The sequence below is a fragment of the Paracoccus limosus genome, assembly GCF_009711185.1.
In the GTDB taxonomy this organism is placed as follows: Bacteria; Pseudomonadota; Alphaproteobacteria; order Rhodobacterales; family Rhodobacteraceae; genus Paracoccus; species Paracoccus limosus.
On the sequence record NZ_WMIF01000002.1, the window covers coordinates 60,176 to 76,391 of the forward strand.

Here is a 16,216-nt window from a genome sequence, read left to right on the forward strand (position 1 = left end):
GGCCCCGGTCAGTCCGGCGTGCCGGCGGGTTCGATGATCGGGACATGGCTGGCGCAATCACGCGGCAGGGTGCCGGCAAGGCGCGGGTCCGGCCCGGTCTCGACCTGCACGGCATAGGGCGTAAAGCCCGAGCGCCGGTAAAAGGCCAGCGCGGCCGGATGGTCCAGCGTGCAGGTATGCACCCAAAGCCGGTTGATCGGCTGCGACCATGCCAGCGCCAGCGCCTCGTTCATCAGCGCGCGGCCGGTGCCGGTGCCGACCGCCGCCGGCGTCAGGCCAAAGAAGGCAAGTTCGCATTCGCCGGGAACCCGGAAATCCAGTTCTAGGATGCCCAGATCCTGCTGGCCGTCTTGTAGCGCGTAGATATGGACCAACGGATCGGCAAGGATCGCGGCCAGCTTGTCATCGGCCATCACCAGCCGCGAAAACCACAGCCAATCCTGCCCGACGGCACGGTAAAGGTGGCGGTAACGCTGGATCGAGGGGCGTTCCAGCCGGCTCAGTTGCAGGCCCGGCGCAAGGCCGGCACCCGGGCGTGGCGCCGGGCGCTGGAACATCTGCAGGCTGGTCACCACGGTCGCGATATGTCCGGGGGCGACGGCGCTGTATCCGGGCGGCAGGCAAGGGATCTTGTCCATGGGAGGCGGCCTTGATCAAGGTGGTCTTTGGGGGGCCGGGCGCGGCCTAGTTCATCCTGAAGCCTTCGCCCAGATAGACGCGGCGCACCTGCGGATCGGCGACGATCTCGGCGGTGGTGCCCGACATCAGCACATGGCCATCGTGCAGGATATAGGCACGGTCCACGATCTCAAGCGTTTCGCGGACATTATGATCGGTGATCAGCACGCCGATGCCGCGGCTTTTCAGGTCATGCACCAGCCCGCGGATTTCGCCCACGGCAATGGGATCGACGCCGGCAAAAGGCTCGTCCAGCAGCAGATAGGCCGGATTGGCGGCAAGGCAGCGCGCGATTTCGACCCGGCGGCGTTCGCCCCCCGACAGCGCCATGGCCGAGGCATTGCGCAGATGCTCGATCGAGAACTCGCCCAGAAGCTGTTCCAGCCGGTCGCGGCGGTGATGCGCGTCGCGGCAGACCAGCTCCAGAACGGCGGTGATGTTCTGTTCGACCGTCAGCCCGCGAAAGATCGACATTTCCTGCGGCAGATAACCGATGCCCATCTGGGCGCGGCGATACATCGGCAGCGCGGTCGCATCCTGGCCGTCGATCAGCACCTGTCCGGCATCCGGCGCCACGAGGCCCGCGACGCAATAGAAACAGGTGGTCTTGCCCGAGCCGTTCGGCCCCAACAGCGCCACCACCTCGCCCCGGTCCAGCCGCAGCGCGACCTCGCGGATGACGGGGCGGTTGCGATAGGATTTGCGCAGGCCGCGCACCCGCAGGCCATGGCCGGAATGATCGCCCTGCGCCATCACTTCTTCCCCGGTTGCAGCACGCTGCGCACCCGGCCCGAGGCATTGGCGGTGCCGCTGGCCAGATTGACCGTCACCGTATCGCCGGCCAGCACATTGCCCGACTGGGTCAGCAGCACGTCGCCCTTCAGCACGACATTGCCCGAGGCGACATCGTAATCGGCGGTTTGCGCCTCGGCGGCGTCCTGACCGCTGGCCAGCGTCACATTGCCCTGCGCGCTGAGCTTGCTGATCTTTTGCGCATTGCCTTGGGCATAGATCACCGTGACCTTGTCGGCTGACAGCCGCATCTCGCCCTGACCGATCAGCACATGGCCGGAAAAGGTGGCAAGCCCGGTCTTTTGATCGACCTGCAACGTGTCGGCCGTCACCTCGACCGGCTGGCCGACATCCTGCGCGCGGCCAAAGCCGGTCTGGGCCAGCGCCGGGCCAGTCATGAGCAGGGACAGGGCAAAGGGCAGCAGGCCAAGCCGGGTCATCAGGATTCCTTTCTGCCGCACGATATCGCTCGGGGCCGACGCAGCCCGGGTCATGGCCGATATATCAAGCGGACTCCGCCCTTCAAATCAAGAATCTGCTCGCTCGCATCGGGTGCGACCGGGCGTAATTCCATATTGCCGGCGGTCAGATCGCCAAAGGGGGCGCGCACATCCACCTGCTGGTCGGACCGCACCGTGCCGGCGCTGGTCGAGGCAAGGAATTCGGGCGCGGTCAGCACCCAGCCATCGGCGGTAGTCATGCGCACACCGTCGCCCAGCGTGACCTGATCGCCCTCGACCCGGGCCGAGCCCGCGCTGACATCGGCGGCGCGGCCGTCCTGCGCACGGATCGTCATGCGCACCGCGCTAAGGCTGCCGCTGCCCTTGCCTTTGCCCGGCACCGCCTCGGCCCCCGAGATGGTCAGCTGCGCGCCATTGTCGGTGACGCCGGTATAGGTCGGATTGGTCACCGCCTGCCGCTCGGCCAGATCCTGCGGATCGACATTGGCATAGGGGATGCCCACGTCGGGTTCGGGCTTGCGGCCCAGAAGGAACAGCACCGACAGGATCGCCAGCGCCGTCAGCGGCAACAGCACGCGCAGCCAGGCGACGATCCGCGAGCGCAGCATGGCCTAGACCATCCCGGTGCGCAGGAAGTCGTGGATATGCAGCAGGCCGACGGGCTTGCGATCCTCAAGCACGAACAGGCTGGTGATCTTGCGCTCCTGCATCTGGGCCAGCGCCTGCTCGGCCAGTTTCTCGGGCGAGATGGTGCGCGGATCGCGCGTCATCACCTGTGCAGCGCGCAGGTCCAAAAGCCCCTGCATGTGCCGCCGCAAGTCCCCGTCGGTGATGATGCCGGTCAGGTTGCCCTGCGCATCGATGACGCCGGTCACGCCAAAGCCCTTTTGGCTGATGACCAGCAGCGCCTCGGACATGGGGGCGGTTTCAGCCACCAGCGGGATGTCGCGATGCATCAGATCGCCCACCCGCGACAGTTTCGCCCCCAGCTTGCCACCGGGGTGGAAGGTGCGGAAATGTTCGGGCGTGAATTTGCGATGTTCCATCAGCGCGATGGCCAGCGCATCGCCAAGTGCCATGGTCATCGTCGTCGAGGTGGTGGGCACGATGCCCGAACCACAGGCCTCGGGTGCAGCAGGCAGCAGCAGCGCCACATCCGATTGCCGCAGCAGCGTCGAGTCGGGGCGCGAGGCCACGCCGATCAGCGGGATTTCAAAGCGGCGGGTATGGGCGATCAGGTCGGCCAGTTCCGGCGTCTCGCCCGAGTTCGACAGCACCAGCGCCACGTCGTTTTGCGTCACCATGCCCAGATCGCCATGGCTGGCCTCGCCGGGATGGACGAATTGCGCCGGCGTCCCGGTCGAGGCGAAGGTCGCCGCGATCTTGCGCCCGACATGGCCCGATTTGCCCATGCCCGAGACGATGACCCGGCCCTGCGCGGCCAGGATCAGTCCGACCGCGCGGTCGAAACTGTCGTCAAGGCCGGCGGCCAATGCCTCAAGCCCCGAGATTTCGGTGCGGATCACCCGCCGGGCGGTATCCAGATATGCGCTCATGCCGCCCATCTAATGATGAAATATGTCTTTTTCATCGCCCCAGCCCATCAGGTCAAGATGGGCGCGGGCGGGCAGGAAATCGAAACAGGCCTGCGCCAGTCCCAGGCGCCCCTCGCGTTCCAGGCGCTTTTCCAGCTCGGCCTTCAGCCGGTGCAGGTAAAGCACGTCCGAGGCGGCATATTCCAGCTGCGCATCGGTCAGTAGGGCGGCGCCCCAGTCGCTGGTCTGCTGCTGTTTCGAGATGTCCACGCCGACCAGTTCGGACAACAGGTATTTCAGCCCGTGCCGCTCGGTAAAGGTGCGGATCAGGTGGCTGGCGATCTTGGTGCACCAGACCGGGGCGGTAACGACGCCAAAGGCCGCCTCCAGCGCAGCGATGTCGAAGCGGCCGAAATGGAACAGCTTCAGCACCTTGGGATCGGCCAGCAGCCGGGCAAGGTTCGGCGCCTGCCGTTGGCCACGCGCGATCTGCACCAGATGCGCGTCGCCATCGCCCGAGGACAGCTGCACCAGACACAGCCGGTCGCGGCGCAGGTCCAGCCCCATCGTCTCGGTGTCGATGGCCACCACCGGACCAAGCTGCAAATCGTCGGGCAGGTCGTTCTGATACAGGTGAATGCTCATCGCAGCTCCGCGCAGGGCCATGGGGATGGGATGGCTTACCCCCATTTGCGGCCGGCGCGCCAGCCCCGGCGCATCCCGGCCCGGGCCGGCCCGGCGGTGGCCCGCGCAGCCTTGGTTGCGGTTGCGGCATTGCTGCAACAATCCTTAGTGTTTCTCTTTGGATTCTGGATAATCCCTTAGTAAAATACTTGTGTATTATGCCGGCGTCCCGATAAATCACCGCGGACCCCCATGACCTTATAGGCAAGCAGATGAAATTGCACCATATTATTCCTTTGGCGGGCGTTTCGACGCTGGCCCTTGCGACGGCGCTGGCCGCGCAAGAGGCGGCCCAGCCCGCCGGCACCATCACGCTGGACCCGATCACGCTGGTCGCCAATGGCAAGGAAAACGTCGAAGCGACCGGAGGTGTCGCCGTCTCGCAAGAGGATATCGAGGCGCTGCAACCTGCCGATGTCTCGGACCTGTTCGCACGCGATTCGGCGATCACCGTGTCGGGGGGCGCCGGGCCGGCCAAGCGGATCCATGTTTTTGGTCTGGAGCAGTCGAACCTTGCGGTCAGCGTCGATGGCGTGCCGCAAGGCCCAACCAGCTGGCACCACACCGGCTCGAACGTGATCGACCCGGCTTTCCTGAAGTCCGTCGAGGTCGAGGCCGGTGCCGCCGCCGCCGATGCCGGTTTCGGCGCGGCCGCCGGTGCGGTGCGCTATGAGACCGTGGGCGCCAAGGATCTTTTGACCGATGGTCGCAGCCAGGGCGGGCGCGTCGGCCTGTCCTGGGGCACGAACGGGCGCGGCTGGTCGGGGTCGCTGGCCGGTTACGGCATCTATGGCGGCTTTGACTGGTTCGCGATGGTGCATGGCACCCATGGCAAGAATTACAAGAACGGCGCCGGCTATGAGATTGCCGGCACCGAGCCGGGTGCCGCCGGGGCGCTGGTCAAGCTGGGCTATGAGGCCGAGGGCCACCGTCTGGAGCTGGCTTTCGACCACAGTCAGGACGACGGCGACCGCACCACCAAGATGAACATGGACCTGAACGCGGACAAGCTGGTCTATCCGCTGAAGGTCACGCGCGACTCGCTGAGCCTGAAATACAGCTCGACCGCGCCGACCGATGCCTGGGATCCGGCGGCCAAGCTTTATATCACCGAGAACAAATATGACCGCCCGAACTATGTCCCCGATGGCACCAACGGCGATATGAAGCTGAAGAACCGCACCATCGGCGGTGAGTTCAAAAACACCTATACGCTGGGCGCGGGCAAGATCACCTCGGGCATCGACTGGGCCTATAACGATTACGATGTCGACAACTACGGCGACACCGATCACCGTTACTGGACCATGGAGACGATGCAGATCGGCGCCTATGTGCAGGGCCGGTTCGAATTCGACAATGGCATCGACCTGTCGACCGGCGCCCGCGTCGACAATTATCGCTTCACCGATTTCAACGGCGGCCGCCATTCCGACACCGGCGCCAGCGTCAACGGCACCCTGTCCTATGAATTCGCCCAAGGCTATGAGGTGTTTGCCGGTGCCTCGCACACCTGGCTGGGCTATCGCTTTGGCGAATATGCGCTGCTGCATGCGCGCGGCTCGAACCTCTATGTCGCGGATGAATACAAGGCGTCCAGCGCGCGCAACATCAAGCTGGGTCTGAACGCCAATCAGGACAACTGGACCGGCAACCTGACCTTCTTTGACACCCGCCTGAAGAACATGGGCGAGTTCATCTTCCCCGAGGTGGAAACCGAAGCGCCCTATCTGGGCAATGTCGATGAATACCGCAGCAGGGGCTTTACGCTGCAAGGCACCTACAGCTGGGGTTCGGGTCGCGTCGGCGGCAGCTTTACCAAGGCCAATGTCAGTCAGGGTGGCATCGACGTGCTGCCGGGCGGCGGTGCGGCGGTCCCGGTCGGCAAGGTCGCGACGCTGTTCGTCGATCAGGAGCTTGCGCAGTATAACGCCAAGGTCGGCGCCTCGCTGGAATGGGCCGACAAGCTGAAGGGCAACTACAATACGACCGACGGCGGCTTTTACGATGAAAGCTCTTATACGGTCGTGAACCTTTACGGCGAATGGCGGCCCGAGAGCTATCAGAACGTCGTCCTGCGCCTTGGCGTGGATAACGTCTTTGACCGCACCTATTACGAACGGTCGAGCTATGGCGAACGCGACGTGATCCGCGGCGGCGCGCTGGCGCGCGACATCAACCCGCTTTACGCGCCGGGCCGCACCGTCACGCTGGGCCTGAAGCTGGATTTCTGATCCCGCCCGATGACAGGACAAGGCCCCGCGCGCTGCGGGGCCTTTTTCCTTGCCGCCATCAGCCCCGCGCCGGGACCAGCCATGGCGGCGTGCGCAGTTCGGCCGCGAGATGGTCGATAAAGCGGCGCATCTTGGCCGGCAGCGGCGTCACCGGCGGCCAGACCGCGACGATGGGCATGCGCCGGGTCGGATGATCGGGCAGCACGCGTTCCAGCGTGCCCTCGGCCAGCGCCGGCGCGACGATGAAGCCCGGCAGCATCGCCAGCCCCAGCCCCTGGATCGCCATGCAGCGGATCGCCTCGCCATTGTTCAGCGAGATCCGGCTTTCGACCATGGGCGAGACGAAACGCTCGCGTTCCTGAAACTGCCACAGCGCGCTGTTGGGGACATGGCTGTAGCCGATCACCTGCAGGCCGCGCAGGTCGTGGATCGAGGCAGGGCGGCCATGCCGGTCCAGATAGGACGGGGCGGCCACGGCCATGCTTTCATCTTCGCACAGCTTGCGCTGCATCAGCGCCTTGTCCCGGATCTTGCCGATGCGGATGCCGATGTCGAAGCCCTCGCGCGCCAGATCGCGGGTGCGGTCGTCGTAATCCACCGTCAGCTCCAGCCCCGGGTTGGCCTCGGCAAAGCGGGCGATGATCGGCCCCAGATGCAGCACGCCAAAGCTCATCGGCGCGGCGATGGACAGGCTGCCGCGCAAGGGCGCCACCCCGTCCATGTCCCAAGCGGTGGATTCCGCCGCCGCCACCAGCTCGGCCACGGCAGGGCGCAGGCGTTCGGCCAGACGCAGCGCCGCCTCGGTCGGTGTGATCCGCCCGGCATTGCGGCGAAACAGCGCCGCGCCCAGCGTCGCCTCCAGATCGGTGATCCGCTTGCTGACCACGGATTTCGACAGGTTCATCCGGGCCGCCGCCGCCGTGACGGTGCCCAGCTCCATCACGGTCAGAAAGGTTTCCAGATCGTTCAGGTCGTAGCGCATGCCCACAGGATAGCCATGCCGCCCACCGACGGAAAGCCCCGGCGTTCGTGCCGCCCGAACACAAGGTTCGGCCCCGCGCCGCTGGCGGAAACATCCGTCCGGGCCGATATCCCTGCCAACCAAGAGAGGAGCCGTCATGCAACTCACCGGCATTCACCACCTGACCGCCATCACCGCGCAAGCGCGCGAAAACAAGCGGTTCTACACCGACACGCTGGGCCTGCGTCTGGTCAAAAAGACCGTCAATCAGGACGACACCAGCGCCTATCACCTGTTCTATGCCGACGGGCTGGCCTCGCCCGGCACCGACCTGACCTTTTTCGACTGGCCGGCGGCGCGCGAACGACGCGGCACGCATTCGATCAGCCGCACCGGGCTGCGCATCGGCAAGGACAGCTTCGACTATTGGGCCGCGCGTCTGGGGGATGCAGGGCTAAGCATTGCGGCGCCCAGCCTGCTGGATGGTCGCGTCTCGCTGGATTTCGAGGATCCCGAAGGGCAGCGTTTCCGCCTGACCGAGGATCTGGCCGAGGTCGCCGCCAACCCGTGGCAGAAATCCCCGGTGCCGGCTGCCCATCAGATCCACGGGCTGGGGCCGATCACCATTTCGGTGCCCGACCTTGCGCCGACCGAGATCGTGCTGACGCATGTGATGAACATGCGCCGGGGGCGCGACTATGCCAGCCCGGACGGCCATGGCACCGTGCATGTCTTCGAGATGGGCGAGGGCGGCCCCTCGGCAGAGCTGCATGTCGCGGTCCAGCCCGATCTGCCGGTGGCCCGGCAGGGTGCGGGCGCGGTGCACCACGTCGCCTTCCGCGTGCCCGATCACCCGACGATCCACGAATGGGCCGAGCGTCTGAACCAGATGCGCATCCCCAGCTCGGGCGAGGTCGAGCGTTACTATTTCCGCTCGCTCTATTTCCGCGAGCCGGGCGGCAATCTGTTCGAGATCGCGACCGATGATCCGGGCTTTGCCGTGGACGAGCCGCTGGCGACCTTGGGCGAAAGCCTGTCGCTGCCGCCCTTCCTTGAAGGCCGGCGCGAGCAGATCGAGGCCGGGCTGAAGCCGCTGGACTGACATGAATGCGCCGCCGGAGCGATCCGGCGGCGCCTTTCGCATGGGCTAGGCCTGCGGACGGTCACCCGTGTGCAGCGCCCGGATCTCGGATGCGACCAGTTTCTGCAACCGCCACAGGTTGCGGTCCTGAATGCCGAATTGTTCCAGATGGCTGACGGTGTTGAACAGGTATTCGGCGCAAGAGCCGATCGGCCCGCAGGCCCGCGCCAGCAATTGCGCCACCTGTTCCAGCGGCAGCCGGCTAAGGATGCGCGGCCCGGTCGGTCCGGCCCAGAACACCAGCACGCGCCGGCTGCCCTGTTCGGTGCGGACCGGGATCCAGCGCACCATGTCGCGGTTCTGGTGAAAGCGGATCTCGCGGCGCAGCATCCGTCGCAACTGGTCCCGGCGGTCATGGTCGGGGATGCGATAGATCACGCCGTCGCAGCGCCCGCCGCGCTCCAGCGCCATCATCAGCCCCATGTGCTGCGGCGAGCCGCGCCAGCGGTGCATCTTCAGGCAGAACGAGCGGTGCCAGCCCCAGGCCGAGGCGCGGCGATGCTCGATGGCGTCGAAATCCGGTTTCCAGATCAGCGAGCCATAGGCAAAGACCCACAGCGGATCCGGGCCGCAATCCTCGTCCAGCGCCTGCGCCATGGCATCAAGTTCACTCTCGCCCATTTCGGTCCAGCCGGGTTCGGGGCCAAGGTCGGGCTCGGGCCGCAGGGTCAGCGCGACCAGTTCGGGGGTCAGGGTCATCTGCCGCGGCGGGCGGCGGGGCGGGGCATTCATGGCGCTCTTTCGTCAGTCCATGCCGGGCCGGCGTCAGGGGCGCGCCGCCCGATATCGGGCCAAGGTGGCGCGATCCTGCCATAGCTGCAACCCCCGAAGCCGGGAATTCGCTGCCGGTTGCGGTTCTGCGGGATCGTGAGGCCGGCGGCCTTGCGTAGCGCCCCGCCGCTGGGCAGGCTGGCGCGGAACCGACACAAGGACCACCCATGCCCAGCCTTGCCGATGCCCTGCCGGGCACCCTGTCCAACCCGCCGCTGGCGGTGGGCCTGAACGGGTTGCATGACTGGAGCACGGCGCAGCCTTTCCTTGACCATTTCAAGATGGCGCGGCCCTGGTCGGGCACGATCAGCGGCCAGTTCGGCGCGCGGTCCTTTGAGGCGCTGCAGCAGGCGGGGGCCGTGGACGCGCAGGGCTGGCTGGTCGCCGTGCCCCCCGGCGTGGACTGGGTCAGCACGGTCTTGCTGACCGGGCTGTATCCGGGCGCACGGGATCTGGCCGACCGCTATCAGATGACCTGGACCGGCACGGCCGAGCTGGAGCTGCTGGGCGGGCGCAACCTGCTGCGCGACGGCAACCGGATCGAATTCGATTACGACCCGGCGCTGGACAGGATGATCGAGCTGCGGATCCACGCGCTGACCAGCCCCCTGCGCGACATCCGCGTGGTGCAGCTCGACAATGCGGCGCGGTTGCGGGCGGGCGGGATCTTTCGCTGCGAATGGCTGGATGCGATCCGCAATTACCGGCTGCTGCGCTTCATGGACTGGATGGCGACCAATGGCTCGGCGCAACGCGGCTGGCAGGGCCGGCCACGGGTCGATGATGCCTTTTACACATGGCGCGGCGCTCCGGTCGAGGTGATGCTGGCGCTGGTGGCCGAGGTCGGCGCCGATCCGTGGTTCTGCATCCCGCACCGGGCCGATGCCGGCTGGATCGAGGGCTTCGCCCGGCAGATCAGCACCAGCCTGCGTCCCGGCCTGACGGCATGGTATGAATATTCGAACGAGGTCTGGAATTTCGGCTTTGAACAGGCGCGATGGGCCGTCGAGCAGGCGCGGGGGCGCTGGCCCTCGGCCGGGGACGGGTTCATGCAGCTCTATGCCGCCCGCGCCGTCGAGATGGCGGCGATTCTGGATCGGGTGCATGCCGGTTCGGGCGTCGGTCATGTCAAGGTGATCTCGACCCAAACGCATTGGCTGGGTCTGGAAGAGGCAGTGCTGAACGCCCCCGAATGGCAGGCCGAAAATCCGCTGCAACCGCCGCCCTATCGCCATTTCGATGCCTATGCCGTCTCGGGCTATTTCGAGGGCGGGCTGAGCGCGGATGAGAATGTGGCGCGGGTCCGGGCGCTGCTGGCGCAGGGCGGCGAGGCGCAGGCCCGCACCGCGCTGCGCGACCAGCTGCTGAGCGGCGGCTGGCCCAACAGCGGCCGCACCATCGCCAATCTGCGCGAGACATGGGACCATCACGCCCGCGTCGCCGGTAAACATGGCTTGCGGCTGGTCATGTATGAGGGCGGGCCGCATATCGTGCTGCCGGATGAGGTGGCCGAGGATGCTGCGCTGGCCGCGTTTTACGAACGTTTCGCCTATTCCGCCGAGATCGCGCAGGTGCAGGCGGCGGCGCTGGACGAATGGCGTGCGGCCGGTGGCGAGCAGTTCAACCTCTTTGTCGAATGTGCCGGACCCAGCCGCTATGGCTATTGGGGATTGCAGCGCCATCTGGGCGATGAAAACCCGCGCTGGGCCGCCGTCGAGGCCTGGAATGCTAGCCACGACGGCCCCGAGGGGCGCGACGGCGCCTTCATCGGGCCGGCGGACCTGACCCGATGCGCGCCGGGCTGAGCGTCAGATCCAGCCGCCCAGATTCTCGGTGATGATCGTGGTCAGCACGTCGATATGGTCGGGATCGGCGTTCAGGCAGGGGATATAGGTAAATTCCTTGCCGCCGGCATGCCCAAACGCCTCGCGGATCTCGCCCTGGATTTCCTCGAGCGTTTCGATGCAGTCCGACGAGAATGCCGGCGAGATCACCGCGATCTCGGTGATGCCCTGCCTTGCCAGCTCGGCGACATGCTCGACCGTATAGGGCTTCAGCCATTCCTCGCGGCCAAAGACCGACTGGAAGCTGGTGTCGATCACGCCCTCGGGCCAGCCAAGCGCTTCGCGCAGCAGGCGCGAGGTCTTCTGGCACTGGCAATGATAGGGGTCGCCCTGCATCAGATAGCGTTTCGGCATGCCGTGATAGCTGGCGACCAGCTTGCGCGGCACCCGGCCGTTCAGCGCGCGGGTGACCGAGCCCGCCAGCGCGGCGATATAGTCGGGCCGGTCGAAATAGGGCGCGACGGTGCGCGCCGCCGGCTGCCAGACCTGTTTCATCAGTGCGCGGAAGAACTGGTCATTGGCCGTGGCCGAGGTCGCGCCGGCATATTGCGGGTAAAGCGGCAGGAACAGGATGCGGTCGCAGCCGGCCTTGACCATGCGATCCACCACCGCCTCGGTCGAGGGATTGCCGTAGCGCATGCAGAACTCGACCATCACTCGATCGCCCCAGAGGCCCGCGGCGCGGTCGCGCAGCGCCGCCACCTGCTCTTTGGTGATGGTCATCAGCGGGCTTTCATTCGCCTCGGTGTTCCAGATGGTCTTGTAATTCGCCCCCGAGGTGAAGGGCCGCTTGGTCAGGATGATGCCCTGCAGGATCGGCTGCCATTTCCAGCTTGGCAGGTCGATCACCCGCTTGTCCGAGAGGAACTCGTTCAGATAGCGGCGCATCGACCAGTAGTCGGTGCCATCGGGCGTGCCCAGATTGGCGATCAGCACGCCGATGCGGCGCGGCGGGATGGCCGGATGCGCGGAGGGCAGGGTGTCTTGCGTCATTGCGGTTTCCTGAGGCTGGCCAGCGCCTCGGCCAGCGGCACCTTGGCCGAGCCGGGTTTCAGCGGCTGCTGCTGGCTGGCATCGGGCGCCCAGCCGGTCAGAAAGACCAGCTCATAGGTGGCGCGGATGCGCTGCGGGTCATGCGGATCGGGGTGGCTTTCGGCATAGATCTGGCCGGCGCGCGCCAGCACGTCGCGCCGGGTCGGGCGGCGCAGGCGCTGGGCCAGCGCATTGCCCTCGCCCATGGCGCGCAGATCCTGCGCCAGATGGAACAGGCTGCGATAGCTCGCGGCCTGCGTGATCTGGTCGGCGACCGGCAGCGCCAGTCCGGCGCGCGGCAAAAGCGCGCCCAGATCGCGGATCTCGCCCATCGGCAGGACGCGCGGCGACAGCCCTCCCGCGACCTCGGCCTCGGCGCGGGTCAGCACCTCGCGCAGTTCCTGCAGGCTGCGACCGCCGGGCAGGGCGGCGATGAACAGCCCGTCGGGGCGCAGGGCGCGGGCCGATTGCACGATCTGGCCCACCGGATCATCGGCCCAATGCAGCGCCATGGCATGGATCACCAGATCATGCGCGCCGGGTTGCAGATCCAGCACGGGCGCATCGGCGGTGATGCGGGCGCCGGGGAATTCGGCGCACCAGAAATCGGGGTGGCCGGTCACGACGGCGGCGGCGGTAAAGGTCCTGTTAACCTCGGCCAGCCTATCCTGGATCTCGTCGGCGGCGATTCGATGCAGGAAATCGACGTGGCCGATACGGCCTGCCCGGGCGCGGTTGCGCAGCAATGCGTCGCGGTCGGTCAGGCTGGAAACGGGGCTTTGACGGGCAGGCATCATGGTGGCGCACCATAGGGGGCTTCGCGCCCTGATGAAAGGCGCATTGCGGCTGATCTATCCGCCGCAATGTCTGGGCTGTGGCGAGCCGGTGGGCGATGATGGCGGGCTGTGTCCGACCTGCTGGGCCGAGGCGGAATTCATCTCGGGCACGGCCTGTTCGCGCTGCGGCACGCCGCTGCCTGATGAGGGGCTGGGACAGGACGATGCCGAGGGCGCGCTGATCTGCGACGACTGTCTGGCGCGCGCCCGGCCATGGGTGCGGGGGCGGGCGGCGCTGGTCTATCGCGGCACCGGGCGCAAGCTGGTCCTGATGCTGAAACATGGCGACCGGCTGGATCTGGCGCCGGCGCTGGGCGACTGGACGGCGCGAGCGGCGACGCCCCTCGTGCGTCCAGATATGGTCGTGGTGCCGGTGCCGGTGCATTTGCGCCGGCTGGCCAAACGCAAATACAATCAGGCGGCGCTGTTGTCGGCGCGGGTGGCGCAGGTGCATGGGCTGACCCATCTGCCGCAGGCGTTGCGCCGCACCCGGCACACGCCGATGCAGGATCACGGCAGCGTCGCCGACCGCTTTGCCAATGTCGAGGATGCGATCACCGTGGCGCCCCGGCAGGCGGCGCGGTTGCAAGGGCGCGCGGTGCTGCTGGTCGATGATGTGATGACCTCGGGCGCGACGCTGGCGGCGGCGGCCAATGCGCTGCGTGCGGCGGGATCGGGCCCGGTGTCGGTGCTGGTGCTGGCGCGGGCGGTCAAGGATACCTAGATAGCAGGAGAGACAGCTGAAAAGGAGCCGCGCATGGCCAAGGTCGAGATCTATACCACCCCCACCTGCCCCTATTGCATGGCCGCCAAGGCCCTGCTGCGCAAAAAGGGCGTCGCCTATGAGGAAACCGATGTCAGCCGCGATCCCGACCTGCGCATGGCGATGACGCAGCGCGCCGGCGGGCGGCGCAGCGTGCCGCAGATCTTTATCGACGGCCAGTCGGTCGGCGGCTCGGACGACATCCATGCGCTGGACGCGCAGGGCAAGCTGGACGGGCTTCTGGGCCTGCCGGCATGAGCCTGCCCGGATCGGGGCGCGGGGACGGGCCGGCAGCGGATCTTGCGGTGCCAGGTTTTGCCGCGCCGGATTTCGGCGCCCCTCTGCGCGCCGGGCTGGTGCAGCTGTCCGTCTCGGACGATCCCCAGGCGAACCTGCCTGAAACCCGCGCCCTGATCCGCGAGGCGGCCCAGGGGGGAGCATCATTGGTGCTGACCCCCGAGGCGACAAATATCCTGAACGCCGACCGCGACACGCAGGAACGGGTCCTGCATCTGGAAGGCGACGATCCGACGCTGGCGGCGCTGCGCGCGGATGCGCAGGCCTTGGGCATCTGGCTGCTGATCGGTTCGCTGTCGCTGAAGGTCGCCGACAGCTGCGATGGCCGCTTTGCCAACCGCAGTTTCCTGATCGGCCCGGATGGCGAGATCCGCGCCCGCTATGACAAGCTGCACATGTTCGACGTGACCGTGTCCGAGACGGAGAGCTATCGCGAATCGGCGGCCTTCCGGCCCGGCGAACGCGCCGTGCTGGGGCAGGGGCCATGGCCCGTCGGCATGACGGTCTGCTACGACCTGCGCTTTCCGCAGCTTTACCGCGATCTGGCGCGGGCAGGGGCGCGGGTGCTGACCGTGCCCGCCGCCTTCAACGACACCACCGGCGCCGCGCATTGGGAGGTGCTGCTGCGCGCCCGCGCCATCGAGACCGGCTGCTATGTTCTGGCCCCGGCGCAATGCGGCCAGCATGAAAACCGGCTGTGCCCGGACCGCAAGCCCCGCCGCAGCCATGGCCATTCGCTGGCGGTCGATCCATGGGGCCGGGTGCTGGCCGATGGCGGGACGTGCCGTGGCGTCACTTTCGTTCAGCTTGACCCGGCGGCAGTAGTCGGGGCACGGTCCCGCATCCCGTCGCTGACCCACGACCGGCCCTATGCCGCTCCCCGAGAAACCGATGCCTGACAAAGCCTTGCCCGTGACCGAGCCCACCGGCTCAGAAGCCGCGCCCGATTCGCTGGCGGCCAGCCTGTTTGCCGAGGTGTTCATCGCCGACCAGCTTGCCCGTGACCTGATCGGCAAGTCGCTGCCCAAGGGTATGCAGATCTCGCATTTCTCGGTGCTGAATCTGCTGGCGCATATGAATGCCGAGCGCACGCCGGCCGAACTGGCCGAGGCGTTCCATGTCACCCGGGGCGCGATGACCAATACGCTGTCGCGGCTGGAATGGGCGGGGCATGTGCATATCCGCCCCGATTGGGACGATGCCCGGCGCAAGTTCGTGGCGATCAGCCCGGCGGGCCGTGCGGCGCGCGACATGGCGCTGGCGGCCTTCATGCCGCGCATCGCCGATGTGGTGCGTGATGTCGGCCCCGACCGGGTGCGGGCGGCGCTGCCGGTGCTGCGCGTCCTGCGCCGCCAGCTGGACGAGACGCTGCGCCAGCCGCTGCGCTGAGCCGGATCAGGCGGTGCGCAGCGCCGTCATGGCATAGTTCACTGACAGGTCGCGATGCGACAGCGACCAGCTCCAGCCCAGCGGGTTGAAGACCATGCCGCAGCGGTCCACGACCGACAGGCCGGTGGCCTCGGTCATCGTGGCCAGCTCGTCGGGGGTGATGAAGCGGCGCCAGTCATGCGTGCCCTTGGGCAGCCAGCGCATGATCCATTCCGCGCCAATGATCGCCGCGCCAAAGCTTTTGGCGGTGCGGTTCAGCGTCGACTGGATCAAGAGCCCGCCGGGTTTGACCAGATCGCGGCAGGTCGCGATGAACTCGGCCGGATCTGCCACGTGCTCGACGATCTCCAGCGCCATGACCGCGTCATAGCTGTGCCCCTCGGCAGCCAAGGCCTCGGAGGTGGTGGCGCGATAGTCGATCGCCAGCCCCTGTTCCTCGGCATGAAGGCTGGCGACGGCGATATTGCCGGTTGCAGCATCGGCGCCGGTGACTGTGGCACCCAGCCGCGCCATGGGTTCAGCCATCAGCCCGCCGCCGCAGCCGATGTCGAGGATCGTCAGCCCCTCGAAGGGCAGGGCGGCATCGCGGTCGCGCCCGAACTGCCCGGCGATCTGCGCGGTCACATAGTCCAGCCGGGTCGGGTTCAGCATGTGCAGCGGCTTGAACTTGCCCTGCGGATCCCACCATTCTGCGGCCATGGCCTGAAACTTGGCCACTTCGGCCGGGTCGATGCTGCTTAGTCTTTCGGTCATCAGGCCGTCCTTCGTATGGCGGGCGCGCGCAGCGCGTTATATAGT

At 67.0% G+C, this 16,216-nt stretch carries 18 protein-coding genes; 7 read left to right on the top strand and 11 right to left on the bottom strand.

Translation table 11 applies throughout. The annotated features are described in order from the left end of the window. Window positions 1-8: 8 nt before the first annotated feature. Genes GL279_RS02005 through GL279_RS02030 form a run of 6 tightly spaced genes read right to left on the bottom strand, consistent with a single transcriptional unit; the run spans window position 9 to window position 4,111 of the window. Complete coding sequence (locus GL279_RS02005; protein WP_155062949.1) at window positions 9-638, bottom strand: GNAT family N-acetyltransferase; 630 nt, start codon at window positions 636-638, stop codon at window positions 9-11. A 46-nt stretch (window positions 639-684) separates the two neighbouring features. Beyond that, entirely contained in the window at window positions 685-1,431 is a 747-nt protein-coding gene (gene lptB, locus GL279_RS02010; RefSeq protein ID WP_155062950.1) for an LPS export ABC transporter ATP-binding protein, read from the bottom strand. Beyond that, complete coding sequence (lptA, locus tag GL279_RS02015; RefSeq protein ID WP_155062951.1) at window positions 1,431-1,910, bottom strand: lipopolysaccharide transport periplasmic protein LptA; 480 nt, start codon at window positions 1,908-1,910, stop codon at window positions 1,431-1,433. The genes lptB and lptA overlap by 1 nt, the downstream gene beginning before the upstream one ends. 50 nt (window positions 1,911-1,960) lie before the next feature. Beyond that, the gene (gene lptC, locus GL279_RS02020; protein ID WP_155062952.1) at window positions 1,961-2,539 is read right to left on the bottom strand and encodes an LPS export ABC transporter periplasmic protein LptC; all 579 of its coding nucleotides are present in this window, start codon (window positions 2,537-2,539) and stop codon (window positions 1,961-1,963) included. Window positions 2,540-2,542: 3 nt separating this feature from the next. Beyond that, window positions 2,543-3,487: a KpsF/GutQ family sugar-phosphate isomerase gene (locus GL279_RS02025; protein ID WP_155062953.1), complete on the bottom strand. Its 945-nt coding sequence runs from the start codon at window positions 3,485-3,487 to the stop codon at window positions 2,543-2,545. Window positions 3,488-3,496: 9 nt separating this feature from the next. Then, the gene (locus GL279_RS02030) at window positions 3,497-4,111 is read right to left on the bottom strand and encodes a ribonuclease D (RefSeq protein ID WP_155062954.1); all 615 of its coding nucleotides are present in this window, start codon (window positions 4,109-4,111) and stop codon (window positions 3,497-3,499) included. A gap of 251 nt (window positions 4,112-4,362) precedes the next feature. Here GL279_RS02030 and GL279_RS02035 point away from each other — a divergent pair, with 251 nt between their 5' ends. Continuing rightward, window positions 4,363-6,384: a TonB-dependent receptor domain-containing protein gene (locus GL279_RS02035; protein WP_155062955.1), complete on the top strand. Its 2,022-nt coding sequence runs from the start codon at window positions 4,363-4,365 to the stop codon at window positions 6,382-6,384. A gap of 58 nt (window positions 6,385-6,442) precedes the next feature. Here the strand turns inward: GL279_RS02035 and GL279_RS02040 are convergent, their stop codons facing one another. Beyond that, window positions 6,443-7,366, bottom strand: a complete 924-nt coding sequence (locus GL279_RS02040; protein ID WP_155062956.1) for a LysR family transcriptional regulator — start codon at window positions 7,364-7,366, stop codon at window positions 6,443-6,445. Between the two features lie 136 nt (window positions 7,367-7,502). On the opposite strand from GL279_RS02040, the gene GL279_RS02045 reads away from it, so the two are divergent. Further along, window positions 7,503-8,447 (top strand): ring-cleaving dioxygenase, encoded by a 945-nt coding sequence (locus GL279_RS02045; protein ID WP_155062957.1) that lies wholly within the window; start codon window positions 7,503-7,505, stop codon window positions 8,445-8,447. 45 nt (window positions 8,448-8,492) lie between these two features. Here GL279_RS02045 and GL279_RS02050 read toward each other — a convergent pair whose 3' ends face one another. Beyond that, window positions 8,493-9,218, bottom strand: a complete 726-nt coding sequence (locus GL279_RS02050) for a gamma-glutamylcyclotransferase (RefSeq protein WP_211371240.1) — start codon at window positions 9,216-9,218, stop codon at window positions 8,493-8,495. 206 nt (window positions 9,219-9,424) lie between these two features. On the opposite strand from GL279_RS02050, the gene GL279_RS02055 reads away from it, so the two are divergent. Beyond that, window positions 9,425-11,062, top strand: coding sequence for a hypothetical protein (locus tag GL279_RS02055; protein WP_155062958.1), 1,638 nt, complete (start codon window positions 9,425-9,427; stop codon window positions 11,060-11,062). A 3-nt stretch (window positions 11,063-11,065) separates the two neighbouring features. Here GL279_RS02055 and hemH read toward each other — a convergent pair whose 3' ends face one another. Continuing rightward, on the bottom strand, window positions 11,066-12,094 hold the full coding sequence (gene hemH, locus GL279_RS02060) for a ferrochelatase (RefSeq protein ID WP_155062959.1): 1,029 nt from the start codon (window positions 12,092-12,094) through the stop codon (window positions 11,066-11,068). Then, complete coding sequence (locus GL279_RS02065; protein WP_155062960.1) at window positions 12,091-12,930, bottom strand: methyltransferase domain-containing protein; 840 nt, start codon at window positions 12,928-12,930, stop codon at window positions 12,091-12,093. Before GL279_RS02065 ends, hemH begins: the two co-directional genes overlap by 4 nt. Window positions 12,931-12,961: 31 nt before the next feature. Between GL279_RS02065 and GL279_RS02070 the strand changes: the two genes are divergently transcribed. From GL279_RS02070 to GL279_RS02085, 4 genes are all read left to right on the top strand, one after another. Then, window positions 12,962-13,693 carry a double zinc ribbon domain-containing protein gene (locus GL279_RS02070; RefSeq protein ID WP_155062961.1) on the top strand — a complete coding sequence of 244 codons (732 nt, stop codon included), beginning with the start codon at window positions 12,962-12,964 and terminating at the stop codon, window positions 13,691-13,693. A 33-nt stretch (window positions 13,694-13,726) separates the two neighbouring features. Further along, window positions 13,727-13,990, top strand: coding sequence for a glutaredoxin 3 (gene grxC / locus GL279_RS02075; RefSeq protein ID WP_155062962.1), 264 nt, complete (start codon window positions 13,727-13,729; stop codon window positions 13,988-13,990). Between the two features lie 83 nt (window positions 13,991-14,073). Next, window positions 14,074-14,928 carry a carbon-nitrogen hydrolase family protein gene (locus tag GL279_RS02080; protein WP_155063126.1) on the top strand — a complete coding sequence of 285 codons (855 nt, stop codon included), beginning with the start codon at window positions 14,074-14,076 and terminating at the stop codon, window positions 14,926-14,928. A gap of 13 nt (window positions 14,929-14,941) precedes the next feature. Next, window positions 14,942-15,418: a MarR family winged helix-turn-helix transcriptional regulator gene (locus tag GL279_RS02085; RefSeq protein WP_343039683.1), complete on the top strand. Its 477-nt coding sequence runs from the start codon at window positions 14,942-14,944 to the stop codon at window positions 15,416-15,418. Window positions 15,419-15,424: 6 nt separating this feature from the next. Here the strand turns inward: GL279_RS02085 and ubiG are convergent, their stop codons facing one another. After that, entirely contained in the window at window positions 15,425-16,171 is a 747-nt protein-coding gene (ubiG, locus tag GL279_RS02090) for a bifunctional 2-polyprenyl-6-hydroxyphenol methylase/3-demethylubiquinol 3-O-methyltransferase UbiG (RefSeq protein ID WP_155062964.1), read from the bottom strand. Window positions 16,172-16,216: the final 45 nt, after the last annotated feature.